This is a genomic window from Arthrobacter sp. S41 (assembly GCF_004320535.1).
GTDB lineage: Bacteria > Actinomycetota > Actinomycetes > Actinomycetales > Micrococcaceae > Glutamicibacter.
The window spans coordinates 103,206-118,851 of record NZ_SIHY01000001.1 but is presented as its reverse complement, the minus strand read 5'-3'; the positions used below and the strand labels follow the sequence as shown (position 1 = coordinate 118,851).

12 protein-coding genes and 1 pseudogene are annotated in these 15,646 nt (G+C 55.3%); 4 read left to right on the top strand and 9 right to left on the bottom strand.

Annotated features, from left to right (window positions below):
* Positions 1–68 precede the first annotated feature (68 nt).
* Positions 69–1,169: a DUF3644 domain-containing protein gene (locus tag EYR88_RS00640; RefSeq protein ID WP_131087821.1), complete on the top strand. Its 1,101-nt coding sequence runs from the start codon at positions 69–71 to the stop codon at positions 1,167–1,169.
* Between the two features lie 176 nt (positions 1,170–1,345).
* Here EYR88_RS00640 and EYR88_RS00635 read toward each other — a convergent pair whose 3' ends face one another.
* The 8 genes and pseudogenes from EYR88_RS00635 to EYR88_RS00600 form a co-directional block, all read right to left on the bottom strand.
* On the bottom strand, positions 1,346–1,552 hold the full coding sequence (locus EYR88_RS00635) for a hypothetical protein (protein ID WP_207306448.1): 207 nt from the start codon (positions 1,550–1,552) through the stop codon (positions 1,346–1,348).
* 133 nt (positions 1,553–1,685) lie between these two features.
* A complete protein-coding gene (locus tag EYR88_RS00630; protein ID WP_207306447.1) occupies positions 1,686–2,147 on the bottom strand; it encodes a hypothetical protein in 462 nt (153 codons plus the stop codon).
* Positions 2,148–2,226: 79 nt separating this feature from the next.
* On the bottom strand, positions 2,227–3,429 hold the full coding sequence (locus EYR88_RS00625; RefSeq protein ID WP_131087820.1) for a hypothetical protein: 1,203 nt from the start codon (positions 3,427–3,429) through the stop codon (positions 2,227–2,229).
* Between the two features lie 35 nt (positions 3,430–3,464).
* On the bottom strand, positions 3,465–3,665 hold the full coding sequence (locus EYR88_RS00620) for a helix-turn-helix transcriptional regulator (RefSeq protein ID WP_207306446.1): 201 nt from the start codon (positions 3,663–3,665) through the stop codon (positions 3,465–3,467).
* Entirely contained in the window at positions 3,662–6,775 is a 3,114-nt protein-coding gene (locus tag EYR88_RS00615) for a type I restriction endonuclease (RefSeq protein ID WP_131087819.1), read from the bottom strand. Before EYR88_RS00615 ends, EYR88_RS00620 begins: the two co-directional genes overlap by 4 nt.
* Positions 6,775–7,929 (bottom strand): restriction endonuclease subunit S, encoded by a 1,155-nt coding sequence (locus EYR88_RS00610; protein ID WP_131087818.1) that lies wholly within the window; start codon positions 7,927–7,929, stop codon positions 6,775–6,777. The genes EYR88_RS00615 and EYR88_RS00610 overlap by 1 nt, the downstream gene beginning before the upstream one ends.
* Complete coding sequence (locus EYR88_RS00605; RefSeq protein WP_131087817.1) at positions 7,926–9,872, bottom strand: class I SAM-dependent DNA methyltransferase; 1,947 nt, start codon at positions 9,870–9,872, stop codon at positions 7,926–7,928. The genes EYR88_RS00610 and EYR88_RS00605 overlap by 4 nt, the downstream gene beginning before the upstream one ends.
* Positions 9,873–10,254: 382 nt before the next feature.
* Positions 10,255–10,524: pseudogene (locus EYR88_RS00600) on the bottom strand (CpaF family protein); the annotation flags it as partial.
* 784 nt (positions 10,525–11,308) lie between these two features.
* On the opposite strand from EYR88_RS00600, the gene EYR88_RS00595 reads away from it, so the two are divergent.
* A complete protein-coding gene (locus EYR88_RS00595; protein WP_165477247.1) occupies positions 11,309–13,243 on the top strand; it encodes an FtsK/SpoIIIE domain-containing protein in 1,935 nt (644 codons plus the stop codon).
* Between the two features lie 485 nt (positions 13,244–13,728).
* On the top strand, positions 13,729–14,457 hold the full coding sequence (locus tag EYR88_RS00590) for a hypothetical protein (protein ID WP_131087815.1): 729 nt from the start codon (positions 13,729–13,731) through the stop codon (positions 14,455–14,457).
* A 9-nt stretch (positions 14,458–14,466) separates the two neighbouring features.
* Here the strand turns inward: EYR88_RS00590 and EYR88_RS00585 are convergent, their stop codons facing one another.
* The gene (locus EYR88_RS00585; protein ID WP_131087814.1) at positions 14,467–14,880 is read right to left on the bottom strand and encodes a hypothetical protein; all 414 of its coding nucleotides are present in this window, start codon (positions 14,878–14,880) and stop codon (positions 14,467–14,469) included.
* Positions 14,881–15,235: 355 nt separating this feature from the next.
* On the opposite strand from EYR88_RS00585, the gene EYR88_RS00580 reads away from it, so the two are divergent.
* Complete coding sequence (locus EYR88_RS00580) at positions 15,236–15,484, top strand: WhiB family transcriptional regulator (protein WP_013348560.1); 249 nt, start codon at positions 15,236–15,238, stop codon at positions 15,482–15,484.
* The last annotated feature ends 162 nt before the right edge of the window (positions 15,485–15,646 follow it).

The following is a 15,646-nucleotide window of genomic DNA, read 5'->3' as shown; positions in this document are numbered from 1 at the left end:
AGGTAATGTTTGTGAAAACCTACACGACATATTTATGTTGTACTACCTGAACTTTATACAATTATTAAATGCCCCGACCACCACGATGGCAGTCTACGCTTGACGCCAGTATTGATGAGGCTTGCCTCGCAGTTCGTCTCTATAATGATTCAGCTGAATCCCGAGCGTTCGAAGGATTCGTCATCCACATGCACTTGGCATGGCTTTATCTTCTCCACGCTGAGTTCGTTCGAGACGATGTCGACTTTAGGTATCGTGATCCAAAGCAAAAGCGTCGCCTACTGAAAATCGATGGTGAACCGAAACGCTGGGAACTCGAGCGCTCCATGAAAGAACGCTGGCCGTCTGACTCCGACCCAGTACGGGCAAATCTGGCGCTGTTTATTAGGCTCAGGAACCGGCTCGAACACCGTCACGCAAATGCAGATGAAGCGCTCATGCTCAATCTCGCAGGTCACGCGCATGCATTACTCGTAAACTATGAAGCAGAACTAACTAGTCAATTTGGAGAACAACAATCATTAGCTGTCCGTTTGCGTTTGCCGATATTCGTAGGCACTTTCACTTCTCAAGGCGAGCAGGCGCTCAGAAGTTTCCGAAAGACACTACCACCAGATTTGCGCAGTTTTGTGACGGATTACGAATCCGGACTCGACGACTCAATCGTAAATGATTCCAAATTCGAGTTTCGGCTTCGCGCCATGGTTGAGCTAGCACCGAAGGATCCGGACGCCATAGCCATGCAGTTCACCCGCTACGAAGACATGACTGATGGTGAGCGCGAATTCGCCGAAGAATTAGGTCGACGCGGACAGGTCATTGTGCGTGACAAAAAACGTCCAGTTTCAGGACTCGGGCGGCTCATGCCAAAATCCGTATCTGAAAAAGTTCAGGAGGGCATTCCCTTCATCTTTAATTTGAACCATTTTGCTGCAGCTTGGAAGAGGAAGAAGGTTCGTCCTCCGGCCAGAGACCCCCACCCAGAACGTACGAATCCTGACTTCTGCGAATATGACGAACCTACGAAAACTTATCGATATACGCCAGCCTACGTAAGCCACCTCATCAACAAGTGCGGGACTGAAAAAGGCTTCAAAGACATAACTGGGAAAGATCCTCAGCCTAAGGCTTTAGACCAAAACGAAGTCAATGAAGATAATGAAAAGTAAGCAGAAATTCTCATGATCTGTATTTAGGACTTAGGTTTCCGCTCGAATCCATTAACACAAGAAGTCCCGTGTAGCCTAAGGATGACAGTGCGGTAGCGCTAAGTGATCGGAAGTGTGCAGAGCAGTTATGAGCTCTGTATTCAGGAGGAACATTTGCACATATATCGTTTCACTAATTATCCATTGATCTCCACGATTTCGAAATCAGCATCTTCGTCTTCCAATGGATAGTCCCCCGGGTTTGACATGTGGAGCACTTCTCCACCGAGGCTGTAATTGCTGCATTGCTCAAGGCCATAGTTTTCCGCTTCTTGTTCAGTTTCGAAAATTTCGTCTTGCTCTTCAGACGATCCATCAGGATAACGCATGACTACTTTGAACACCGTGAGTTCCTCTCAATTACAACTTTATGACTTGTTGCGGCACATTAGCTCAAACCGTCAAAGCCCCTTTCCACATCCAACCTGGTCGGGCTCAGCCCGTACTACCAAATAAACGGGACCAGTGAACTCGACTTCAAGTTACAGTTCTATCATCATCCACACGTCTTATAATCCATTGATTGAGCACTCGTATAGCCGTCGTCAGCCCATTAAGCCGCCAGGTGTGTGGTGACTTCCATCCGATCACCAGGCGGTTCCTGAGATCGGATAGATGGTCAGTCACCACCAAGTTGAACGTGCGCAGAGTGCCGTCGTTTGAAATCTCGCCCCGGTTCTCCACGACCGACCAGAGTCGTGCCCGGTCGCCGCCCTCGCGGATGAACACGACCCACATTCGCGGCGGGTTCACGGGGAGGACCCGGGGCTTCGCGGACCGCTGGGACGTGTAGGCGAGGATGTCTTCGTCGGCTGAATCGGCGTGTATCCCTTGGAGGCCTGATTCTTCATGCTCCCGGACGAAGGCGTGCCGGATCACCTGCACTTCGGCTGGATTCAGACCGGCGCTGCGAATCAGTGGGGCGAGGGTCAGCGCCATGCAATAAACTTCCTCGACCAGAGCTCAACCTTCAGAGTTTCCTCACTGCTCGTCGAGAATAATTTCAACGTCCGTGATGTCATGTTCCTGTTGAGCTTCCACCAGGCAGATTGAGCGCTTTCGAAGCGTCCCTGACGAGCTCCGAGAGCTCAGCAGAATTGGCGTCGCCAGCATGCTTCGCCGCGTCTCGGTGCGAGAACCGAGAGAGTACATTCTTGACGAGTACCGCGTCACCAACCTGCACCCGTGCCTTCAGCCGAATCTCGTCATCCGAGTTCGCATAGAAGGGAGCCAATGCCTTCAACGACAGAGCTACGTCCTCCGCCGTGTCGGCCTCCCGGAAATGCCGTGCCGACTCGCGCAGGAGCAAAGCGCCAAATGCGCCGATCACAACAGCCAGGGAGGCGCGCAATATGCCACCTCCGACTGACAGGTCGAAGTTATTGGCGATTGCCTCACTCACGATGAAGTATCCGACGGCTCCAGCAAAGACGAACGCCGCTGCTGCACCGAATCGGATCCACTGAGCGGATCGTCGTTCGCGTTTCGCACGGCCGTACCAATCCGCAGCGCTCAGGTCGCCGGCAGCGTGTTCCGCTAGTGAGGCTCCCGCCTTGGTAATTGCCGCAAGCGTTGCGATGCTCTCAAGCGCCTGTGCGTCGTGCTCAGCGTCGGTCGCTTTCCGCTCCTGCTTCCAGTCCTCCAGAGTCGTCTCCCAGGCTGCCTTCATGTCAGCATCGGCCGAGTCGCTGACCTCCTTGATTGCTTCCTGTTGAGTCTCAATCTCCGTTCGGAGCCTCACGACGTCCGAGGTAACTGTGCTGAGCTCATCCATGCGTTGTTTGAGCGAACTCTCGGTCTCTTTGATGCGCTCTTCGAGTTGATCGAGGCGTGCGGTACGAGCTTCGACCTCCTGGTCGAGCAGGCCGACGTAGCTTGCTTTCAGATCCTTAGGCGGAGGCAGAGGCAGAGAGCGGAGAGCTAGCTCTAGAGTCTGGTAGGCCTGCCCATTGTGCCCGCGATAGGCAACGAACTGCCTAAACTGAGCTGTGTCGACCGGCAACTGGTTGAGCGCAGCACTGAGTTGGTCGAGCGCCGTCAAGTACAGCGCCGACTGCCGGGCTGCCTTAGACTTCTGCGCCTCCTGAAGCCACTCTACGATGTCCTTGCGGGCCTGTTCACAGGTGGCGTCGTCATATCGCGCAGCTTTGAGAGAATCGAGCTTGAGCTGCAGAGTCTCCCAGACTGCATGTTTAGAGTACCGTTCGTGTCCAGTAGCCATCGATGTGCTCCTTCCTGAGCATCGCTAGACCGTTCTCATTTCAGCTCGAGTTTCAGGCCGAGCGCCTCGGCAATCTTCGCGATAGTCGCTGTCGTGACATCGTTGTTCCCTTCGACGCGGGCGATGGTGGGGCGGGAGACCCCGGCACGCTCTCCGAGTTCTCCCTGCGACCATCCATGCTTCTTGCGCGCTTCCCGGATCACGTCGCCGAAGTTCATCTCAGGCTCATTGCTCATGTCCTTTGCTCCTCGGATCCCTCACCCGCATCGACACGGTGCTGAGCATGGAGCGCATCCGCGGCGATGTCCGCGATCTGGCCAATGAAGGCCGGATCCGCCATGTACGACTGGATCTCCTTGGACTCGTTCACCGTCTTAAGGACGGCAAGCCCGACAGCAGTGCTGAATCCTTCGGAGGCCTTGAGCTGGGCGACGGTGTTGTTCCTTGCCATCGCCACTGCCTCTTCGTTCTCATCGAGGAAGCCCCAGAAGGTCGTGATGAAGCCCGAGACGCTTTCAGGACTGACTTCGACTCCCTTGGCCTTGAACATCTCGTTGACCTTTTCGATGGCCTCGTCGAGCGGACCCTTCTTCGGCGCGGAGCTGCCGCTTCGCTCCCCGTCGAAGATGGGAAGCTTGATACCCTCGTTATTTCCTTCGCTGAGCGAATGATCCTCTTCTATTGCAGACGGTACGAGCTTGACTCCCGAGAGCTGCACTCCCTCGAGGAAGCTGTCGTCGCGGTCGTCGCCGTCGGTGTGGAGATTTCGCCCAAGCAGGGTCGCGAGGATTGCGCGACGGTGCAGATCGGGATCTTGGTAGTCGACGATCTGGCTGAGAAACTGCCAGGCGTTGCGGTACCCGAGCACGTCGGCACGGAACGTTTCCAGCTCTTCCTTCTGCTTCTTGTCCTTTGACAGCACAGCCTGTCTCCACTGGCCCGTCCAGCGGTTCTTGATTGGCGACAGGACCTTGGCGATCACCTCGCCACCGAGGACTGTGAGAAAGGCGTCGGCGACGGCATTCATCTCCTCATGCGTGTACAGCCCAGAGGTGTCCAGACGTTCGCCCACGGTGATGAGCGCATTGGGATCGACGTCGCCGTCGACATGCGCATCGGAATAGTAGAGCTTGAAATCCGACTGGACGCTCGCCGGAATGTTGCGGAAATCCACAACCATCGGCGCTGTCTTGCCGGGGTAGATCCGATTCAACCGCGAAAGGGTCTGCACCGTAGCAACACCAGAGAGCTTCTTGTCGACGTACATGGCCATCAGCCGAGGCTCATCGAAGCCAGTTTGGAACTTGTTCGCGACGATGAGGACGCGATAGATGCCCTGCTCGCGGAAAGCTCTCCCGACGTCGCTCACGCCGTTCACGGCAACCTCGGTGACGCTTTCGCCGTCTTCATCGGTGAGCGAGCCCGAGAACGCCGCGAGCGTGTGCAGGTCGTACCCCTTCTCGGCGATGTAGGCGTCCATCTTCCGCGACCAGCTCAGCGCCTCAACGCGTGAGCTCGTCACCACCATGGCCCGCGCCTCGCCGCCGAGGAGCGGCTGCACATTGCGCCGGAAGTGCTCGACCACGACGCGGACCTTCTGTGCGATCGCCGTCGGGTGGAGCCTCGCGTAGCGGACGATGCTTGAGACCGCTTCTCCTGTATTGACTTGGATGTCGCTCTCTGAATCATCGCCGTCGAGCGCGTTTTTGACACGGAGGAACATGTCGTAGGTCGAGTAGTTGGTCAGCACATCGAGGATGAAGCCCTCCTCGATCGCCTGGGCCATCGTGTAGGTATCGAAGGCTTCCCATCGATCGTCGCGCTGCGTGCCGAAGAGGCGCAGGGTCTTGGCCTTCGGAGTCGCGGTGAGCGCGACGAAGGTGATGTTCGCCGCAGCCGCGATGGCTGAGTCCTTGGCGGCAAGCAGGTCGTCGGCGCTGATGTCCTCATCGGGATCTACCTCGACGTCGACGAGGAGCTCCTTGAGCTTCTTGGCGGCGGAGCCGGTTTGCGATGAATGAGCCTCATCGGCGACAACCGCCCAGCGCCGGCCTCGCAGCTCCTGGCTGTCTTCGATGAGCTTCATGACCTCGGGGAAGGTCTGCAGGGTGCAGGTGATGATGTGGTCGCCGTCGATCAGGGCCTTCTTCAGCTGCGGCGACTTCGCTCCGGACTTCTCACCCACGGACACTACGAGGCCCTTGCTCGACTGCACGAGGTTCATGTCGTCTCGTATGTTCTCGTCGAGGACCGTGCGGTCTGTGACGACGATGACGGAGTCGAAGGTCGACTTGGAGTCCGCGCCCACGTGTCGGATCAGACGGTGGCTGAGCCAGGCGATCGTCTTGGTCTTGCCGGAACCGGCAGAGTGCCAAATTAGGTAGCGCTTGCCCGTCCCGTTGGCCTCGATGTCGGCGACCACGCGCTCGACCGCTCGCAGCTGGTGGAATCGTGGGAAGACGAGGCGTCCCTCGCCCTTTTTGCCGGACTTGTCGGGCTCGAAGAGCGCAAAGTCCTTGAGGACGCGCATGAGCATCGGACGGGCGAGAATCTCGCGCCACAGGTAGTTCGTCGAGGAGCCTGTGTCAGAAGGCGGGTTGCCGCCGTGCCCCTCGCTGCCCTGGTTGAAAGGCAGGAAGACGGTGTCACCGCCCTGCAGCTTGGTCGTCATGTAAACGAGATCGTTGGAGACAGCGAAATGTACGAGCGCACGGCCGGGCGCGAGCAGCGGACGGCTCCCGCCTGGTTTGCGGTCTTCCTTGTACTGGCGGATCGCATCGTTGACGGTCTGGGTGTTGTCGGTCTTCAGCTCCATCGTCACGATCGGCAGGCCGTTGGCGAGCAGTACGACGTCGATGCTCTCGTTGGTCTTCGTGTCGAAACGAACCTGGCGCAGGACTCGCAGACGCACCGCCGCAGCGGCTTCGACGACCTCGGCGAGATTTGAGTTCGCCGGCGGGAACGCCATCATCGGGCCGAACTTCGCTGTAGGATGGCCTATTTGCGCATAGGAGAAACCCTTGCGCAGCACGCCGAGCAGCCCACCGACCGGGTGTCCGGTCGTCGGGTCCATCCGTGTTGATTTGGAGAGCTCCTTAGTGATGTGATTTAAGAGCTTTCGCTCCTTATCTGCTTTCTCTTCACCAAACAGGTCGCCGGGTACGGCTTTTGCGTACTCGTCCGGGTATTGCGAGGCCAGCCAGTGGACGGCATCGGCAGGTACCATTGCGAGCCCGATGTCCCAATCAATTGGCTTGCCGTCGTTTTCGTAGAGCCAACCGCGTTCGGCCAGCTCAGAGCAGAGGTTGCTCTCGAACTCGAGCTCCATCAGTTGAGCATAGCGCATTAGACCTCTTCCTTCTTCACGGTAACGACCTCGGAAATGAAGGCGGAACGTCGCTCTAGTAATAGCGCTTTCAACTCTGCAATCTTCGCGAGCATCTGGTTGATTTTTCCGTTGACGTTATCCAAATGATCGACGAAGTACTGTTGCTCTTCGAGTGGGAAATATTTCAGCGGAAGCCTCGCGAACGTTTCCCAACTGCGGAAGTCGACGGACCGTTGCCGCACAGAGAACGAATGTGCCTCGATGTATCCGTTCAAAGACAGTGCACGAATTGCCCAAGCCATAAAACGTTCGGAGGTAAGGTTAGTCGCGGAACAGACATGACATACGGGACTCACCTTACCTCTGTCTTCAGAGACACCAACTGCGCCGGCGAACCCGTCAAGACCGTGAAAAACGAAGTCGCCAGCCTCGACTCCCTGATAGCCAGCTTCATTGGCAGACATAGTAAACCCGGATTCGCGCCTGCGAGACCGCAACGCAACTTGGCCATCTCTGAACGCCGTTACAACCCCATCGTCAGATGACGCTTCGCGTGTTTGCTTCTTTAACAGAAGTCCCAGCTGAACCTTTTCGCCGGGTGCTACAAGTTTTCGACCTAACTCGGCGAAGCTGACGTTTGTTCGTGTCTTCAACTCGCGTGTTAGCTCATCAAGGCCAGCAATTATCTGCTCAGTTCGGTCCAACTTGTCGGCAATCGCTCGTTGAGTATCAATGTCCGGTAAAAACACGTGCATTAAATCAAGCATCTCCGGCTGAAGGTCCCACTGATTGGGGCGGATTCCCTTGGAGATGCTTGCGTAATAGCTGACATGATGGCTGGATCGCAAGGTATGGTGAAGGAAACGCTGATCGTCTTCGGTTTGCGGTTTGTAGACAAAATAAGCTGGCGAGACAATACCACGGTGACGGGAAACTCCAAGCGATCCCTGCCAAGTCTTCATCTTGTTCAACACCAAGTCGCCGGGCTCGACAAGTTGATAGGCGGCAAGATCTTTGCCAGCGCGATTCCAGTTATCATCCCGGTCTAATTTCCTGATCACTCCGTAATCGCGATAGACCGACAAGAGCTCCTCGGCAGGGAACCCCACCGTCTTTTTGCGCTGGAAGAGCGACCAGAAGGGGACCGACTTCCAATCTGCCGGAGCGCTCATCCCTCGTGCACCGCCGTAAACATAGAAGAAAGTTCGCCCATGAGTCGGGCTATGTCAGTGTCAATCTCCGCAATGGAGCGTGTCTCCTTGGGTTCGAAGAAGAAACGCGTGAACGGAATCTCGTTCCCGTTCTTGGCTTTGCTCACGTCCCACTGGGCGTCATGAGAAAACGGCAGCACATGTTGCTTCATGTGATTATCCACGTCTTCGGTCATCGGAATTCGCTCCATGAGCTTCCACCCATCTGCGACAACCGGCATCCCCTTTCGTGTAACCGCAAGAGGTGCCGACTCGTCAGGTGTCGCCAGAGCTGACATTGCGGCATCAACAAGTCCCATCGGGACCTTCAGGCCTGCTTGTTTCGCAGCGGCGGGAAACGTTTGCGGAAGGTCATTCCACGGAGTGCCATCGAGCGACTTCAGTACCGCCACATGACCCTCGCTGAAGTCTTTGCGGCTTTGCAGCGCGTGAACAACGTCGTCGCTGAATTGAGTAGCCAGTCGGGCTTGCTTGAATACGGGCACGTCGCGAAACATGAAATCGTTCGGCGTCAGGACGCGAGAGATGGCTGGGTCTGCATATTCGAAAGCCTCATACGCCTTGACCAGGATCTCGCGTTGCTTCTGCCGCATCTCGCGACGTTTTTCACCCATGGGTCTGCGAAGTTGCGACCACTGGCCCGAGCCATTGATGAGCTGGATCTTACCCTGGCGCTCGGGGCTCTTGTTGGTATCCAGGAACCAGACGTAAGTCGCAATGCCCGTTCCGTAGAACATGTCTCCGGGCAGGGCAATAATCGCGTCGATCAGATCCTCTTCAAGGAGCCACTGCCGTATCGCACTGGGCCCGTTGTCAGCTGCGAACAGCGGCGACGCGTTCGAGACCACCGCCGCACGACCCCCCTGGCCATTTTTACCAGCTGGACTCAGCTTCGATGCGCAGTGCGCCAAGAAGAGCATTTGACCGTCGGACGTGCTTGGTAGGCCATGGCTGAAGCGCGAGCCCTCCGTCTTGGCCTCCGACCGAACCATCTCTTCATCAGCTGACCAGTCCTTGCCGAACGGCGGATTCGAAAGAACATAGTCGAATGTCTGCCCTTTGTAGAGGTCCTCAATTAGGGTGTTCCCCTGCTTGATCGCGTCGGGGCGTCCACCCTGGATCAACAGATCCGCCTTGCCGAGCGCGTAGGCAGACGGCATGAGCTCCTGACCGTAGAGCGTGACGTCGACCTTCTCATTGGTGCGCTTCAGCGCCTCCTGCGCAATGAGCAGCATGCCGCCCGAGCCAGCTGTCGGGTCGTAGACGGAGCGCGCCGCATAGTCTGAGGCAATGGTTTCGTCATCGTTCGCGATAAGGATGTCAACCATCAGCTTGATGGCGTCTCGCGGGGTGTAGAAGTTGCCGGCGGCCTTGCCCTTCTTGTTGAAGGCGCGGTACATGACGTCCTCAAAGACGTCGCCCATGCCTGTGTTGCCGAGACTGACGGGGCTGAGGTCGAGCGTGGAGAAGTGCTTGACTACGGCATGGAGGCGATTGGCGTCGGCCAGTACCTTCGCGCGCCGATTGAATTCGAACGATACCCAGACGTCGGCGATGTTGTTCGAGAATCCGTCGATGTAGCTCTTGAGGGACTTATCCACGTTGTCGTCAACCGACGCGATGGTGGCCAGGTCGAGCGGCGAGACGTTATAAAAGCTCAGGCCGAACTTGTCCTTGACGGCGATATCGATGAGGTGCTGGGGCAATCCACCGAAGCTGTCGACGTACTCGACCACCTCTTCCTTGGTGTCGGCAAGCATGCACTCCAGACGCCGAAGGACGGTGAACGGGAGGATGTAGTCGCCGTAGTCCTCTTCGTCAACGATGTTCCTCAGGTACTTATCCGCCGTGTCCCAGACGATCCGTGCCGTCGTCTTTCTGGAGGACTGCGAAGGGTCGGTCATGCGCGCTCGTTCCTGCTCGTATCAAAGAATGGGTGTATCAGATACTTTACACGTTTCGTTACGTCGGAGATGTGGCATCACCGCACGCTTCAAAGAACTGAGGGAAACCTCAACGATCCGTCGAAGCGGAACTGTGACGGGGCAGTCAGGAACCAACTCCAACTACCCTCACTATGGAATTAGCCCCCAAAGGCAACGACAAGGCTGCAGTGGAGTAGGCTTCAGGTAAGAGCTACTGGCGGCCTAGAAGTCGGTTCTCCACGCTGACCTAGCAACTTGCCAAAACTAGCCCAGTGTATCGTTACTCCAAATGCATTACTGCAACGACTAGTTGTCATCGTAATTCGAATGGAAAATTACTTTGGGAGTAGTTTTCCGGATCGTGAGGAGCATTGATCCAGATTTCTTCAACCGTCGGATCATCCAAAAGTGGTTGCAAAGCACCAAAGCCAGCAACGTTGTCAAAGACCGCTTGTCGAGCCGAGTCGAGTGAATTCAACGACGGAACTGCACCTAGGAGAGCCCGCTCGTCGTAATCGCGAATTACTTCCTCGATCAATGACTTGATTACCGTCGGCTGTTTCGCCGGGTCCAATCCCCGCCGCCGAACCAGCTCTCGGACTTCATCCTCAACGATCGACAATGCTTCCACGACTTACTCCTGCTGTTTTTCCTGTCATAGGATCCCGAAGTCGGGGACCACCGGCGAGCGCCTCGTCGGTGCAGCAATCATCTACGTATGAAAAGGGATGCTATAGGCACATTCGCCTGCTTTCAAGAGTTTTTTTGAATGTGGATAACCTTGAACCCCGCCGAAATCCAATGTCCACAGGCAGTAATTTATTTATCCGAGCAGGTTGAATAGCAGGTTCTTATGGTTCCAAGAGTCCGACTGAATCTGATCTGGAGACCTCATGGCCAGGTACGAACTTCTGCTGATATCTCGGAATTTCCAACGTCCTCGGCAGTTTGAGCTGAACATGTCTGGACGGTTATCAGGAGAGCAACTTGCTTCATTGCTACTGTCCGCATTCCCCGGACAGCGCTGGTACTGCGACACCCGTCCGCTTGAATCCGTAGGGGTTTGTCAGTCGAATCAACGTCTCGTTCTCAGCGACTTGCCACATGCTCCCCCCGAGCATGTTGGAAATGGCGCATCAACCAAGTTGTACGTAGTGCATGGGCGCGATGCCGGCGCGTGGGTCCCGCTGACTCACGGTGACCATATTCTGGGACGCTCTGCTCCCTTGTGGTTAGAAGACCCTTTGCTTTCTCGCTCCCACGCAGTGCTCACTGTGTCGGCACGACGGTTGCGACTCGTTGCCTCCGCTGGGCAGAAGATTTTTTGTGCGGACGGAAGCAGCTGCGAATCCTTGGACCTGGGCATAGGTTCGACGTTTCGTTTAGGAAATACGTTCTTCGCCATAGGTGACCCCGTGAGCGCTGAATCTAAGAAACCTGTTTCGTCCAGCGAACTTGAGGTCAAGGTTCCGGCAAAGCCTGAAGCTTCGCGGCTCGTCACCGTAGTCCTTGCGGCATTCGTTCCGCTTTTGACCGGTGTCCTGTTGGCAGTCTTGATGCATTCAATGCTGTTTCTGATCATCAGCGGTGTCTCAGCCTTGATGGCGGTGGCTCCTGCTAGTCAGGTTATTTCCGAACGACGTCGTTGGAAACAGACAATGCGCGCTCAACGAGCGCTCGCGGTGCAGGCGCGTTCTCAGTACGCGGCTGCGCTTGGACAGAGCCTTCTGGCAGGCCTTGACGGGGCAGCTTTGGGGATCGCACCGACGCAGCTACCGCCCATCGTCTGGGGTGAAGGTCTCTGGTACCCACAAAGCACCGAAAAATCGACCCCCAGAAAACATCGAAAATTCAGGTTGAAACTGACGAGGCCAAAAACAGATGCGCCTTGTCATGGCCCCGTGTTTGCTGCCCCGCTACCGGGGGTATGGCAAATAGTCGCTAAACAGGATGCTGCTTCAGCTGAGGTCCTAGCCAACATAGTTTCGCGATTTCTGCCGATGATCTATGCAGGTTTGTTGAGGCTGGTCATCGATCCCAGCATCTGTTGTTTGCCCGCGTCATTGTTGCTCATTACAAATGTACGCATTTCAACACTCGCAGAGCCGGTTGACCGCCTGTCATCTGTGCACGAATCCTCTGAACTAACAACTCTATATTTGACTGCCAAACCGCCCGTCGCGCTTCCCGATACCTTGGTTATTAGTCTGGGCCCAGTGCTCTCTGAGCAAGCCAATCATTGGATCGCGCCTGATCCTTTGACGTCCTGCTTGCCTGATTCACGTTTTGTGTTGCAACGATTGCACCGTCTGAGCTTGTCGAGATTAGATCGCCTGGTACAACAGTTTGTTGGTCTGCGCTCTTCTACGAATCCGTCAGTCCTATCTCCCATTCAGCCCTCGGCCACTGGTTTTGGAGCCAGCATCGGACTCAGCGAGGCGGAACAAGAAGTAAACCTTGATTTGGATGCTGATGGACCACACATGTTGATTTGCGGCACGACAGGTTCGGGTAAATCAGAAGCTTTGCGTCGAGTTATCTCCGACCTTGCACATCAGTACTCCCCTGAGCGCTTAGGCCTCGTACTGATTGACTTTAAGGGTGGCGCAGGACTTGGCGTCTATGAGCACTTACCTCATGTGCAGCTCTTTGCCAGCGACTTGGATGAAGCCGGGGCTCAGCGAACTGTGGAACAGCTCGAACATGAAGTGCAGCGACGCGAAAAGATCTTGGCCGCTAGCGGATGCAGCGATCTCGCAGAATTTCAGAGCCTCGATTCGATGCCACAGGCACTACCAAAGCTATTGGTAGTTATCGACGAATTTCGAGTGTTCGTAGAAACCTTGCCACTGGCTGGTCCAAAAATCGACAGGCTGGCCGCAGTCGGAAGGGCTCTGGGCATTCACCTATTGCTCAGTACGCAACGACCCGCGGGTACATTGACCGGACAGACCCGAGCGAACATAAACACCGTCGTCGCCTTGCGAGTGAACGATCCGAGTGAATCCGTTGAGCTTATCGGTACCACTGCAGCAACAAAATTGGACCGTCCGGGCCTGGCGATAATCAAAAGCTCCTCGCGCGCGACTCAGTCATTTCAATTTCATTTGGCTGTTGAACCAGCACTAGAGGGTGAACTTTTTGAACGTGACCGCCACACTATGCGCCTCGCTCCGGTCTGCACGTTCAATAGAACAAAAGGTCCTGAGGATGCTGATCCTTTACGAACCCATGTATCAGCTTTGATGGACCGCTGGGCTGACAGTCCTAAGCCCCCGTCTGGTTTTGCCCCAGCTCTTCCAATGCCGCTGGAACACCGTCGATGCCTTCGACTTGGCCGGGCGCTCTAGAAGGTAGCTTGTACTGTGGCATCAGGGACAACTTGCACGGTGGCACCCTAGACCCGTTGGCTCTGGGCAGTGAGCAGAAAAGATCGCTTCTGATGTGTGGACTTCCTGAGTCCGGGGCGAAACAAGTCCTTAGTTCCTTGTCGTCATTGCATCGCAAGGTCCTGTGTTTTGGACCCTCACCGATTGAAGGCAGCGATCAGACCAGTAGCCTCAGAGTAGTTACGGGGCAGGATCCCTATCTCTTCTTTGATGCCTTAGATTTTCTGGAATCATCGCCAAAAGATCCAGGACTGACAATCATTATTCATTCCGTCGCGCAGCTTCAGTCTGAGCTGCATCCTCAACATTTTCAGCGACTTGATGATGCGCTCGGTGCGTTACTTCGTCACAGCAGTGAGGACTCACCTCTGATTGTTTGCTCTGTAGATCGAGACCAGAATTCGTTGAAGTCCACCGGACTATTCACGACGCAATGGTATTTTCCTTTGAACGCAACGGACTCACTAAAGATGATGTGGCCCAAGCTCCCTGCTTGTTCGGGCTTACCCGGTCGTGGGGTCGAGATTACGTCGGGGCATCCACCTCAGGTTTTTCAAATCACCGACTTCGCTACGGACGACGTTGGACACCAGCGCTGGGACACCCCAGGGCCTCGCCAAGAAGATCATGAACCAGCACATGTTGATCATTCGAACCTGCTTGGCTATCTACCGTTTGGTGGAGAATCCGCACTGCTGCCTGTACAGCAGAGATTGATCATGATTTGTCCCAATGAAGACGAACGCCTAACGATGTCTCAGGTTCTTGCCCACCGTTGGGGAGCGATCCATGCTTCTGGTCTGGACGACATCGTTGCTTTCGCAGACGAGCGCGAAGCTTCAATCGAGACTGGGCAAGATTTACTTTGTGCGTGTCTGGCAACGAGTGCTGATCCTCGTCTTGCTCCGACCCTAGAAAAATTACGACGGATCGGGGTCAGAACGGTGCTGTTCGTCCCGCCCAGTACTCGTCTGACCTACGACCTAGGTATTTCGTCGCTCAGCATTGACGATCGAGAACTTATCGTCGTCGAGTCCGAACATTCACAAGATATGCAGCCCTCAACGTGGCCACCGCTTCATCACCGCAAGGACCCAACTGCTGGCGACTATTGGCGCGCGATCATCTCTCGCAATGGCCAACCTAGATTGATCCACATACCTCGTGCCGGTTAGACCAAGTACTTAGCGCGTAGGCCGGTCGCCCAGAAACACAGTCGTCTTTGGAGCAAAGAGCATAACGATGCAGACTCCGGCGATCACCATAGACAGCACAGCAGCGAGCTTCACCAAAAGAATGTCTGTGCTGAGGAATGAGATCGAAAGGATCAACTGGAACAACTGCCACACGATAATCGGTGCACGAGTAAACGCTTTGCCCTTGTAAAAATTGATCGCCACCGACCCTTGCCAGATCGCCACCAACAGGCACAAGATCAACATGAAGATCTGCCCGCCGATGTTCACAGTCCCGCCGGCTGAAAGATTAGCCAGATAGCTGACGGCATAGACCAGTACTGCGAGGGCTTCTATCATCACCATCGTCGCGACGACAATAGCGCTAACAGGGCGGGGTATGTTACGTTCTTCGAGGCTCACGTCAATAATCTTCGTTGACCTTTGACTGGAACTCAAACTGTGTTTATTTGCCACGATGTTGTCGACGTCACGCCAGATAGACCTAGCGGACTTCATGGCCAAATGCCATGTGAGAAAGCACTCAGGCATTCAGCAACATTTCGCTATCGTGACTCTTGTTTACTTCCTCGTAACATGAAAACCTTATGTGGTTGGTTAAACGAGGCACCCAATCGGTCCTCACCAACGATCAGAAGAGCCGATCAGTAACCGTAAGGTAATCAGGAATTAATTTCATTCCTAGCTAGTCTTTACCCCAACTTTGATTGCCGTTAGCTCTTCAGACCCCCTCAGATTTCAAGGAGCATCAATAAGCATGGATTGGCGTAGCCGCGCGGCGTGTCTGGAAAAGGACCCGGAACTGTTTTTCCCTGTGGGAAACACCGGTCCGGCCCTATTGCAGATCGAAGAGGCCAAGAGCGTCTGCCGTCGATGTGAAGTAACCGAAACTTGCTTGCAGTGGGCCATTGAGTCCGGTCAGGATGCAGGCGTATGGGGCGGTATGAGTGAAGATGAGCGTCGCGCTTTGAAGCGCCGCGCTGCACGAGCTCGTCGCGCCTCATAATTATGCGCTCGAGGTAAATCTCGCAACCCGAGACGCCAATCAGAATCCGCCAGCGGTCAACACCACTGGCGGATTTTGAGTTTAACCGGCATTTTTCCAGCTCGGCTAGGTAGATTAAAAGTAGTATTCATGTTCGAAAGGATCCGTTAGTGACTTTGGTCT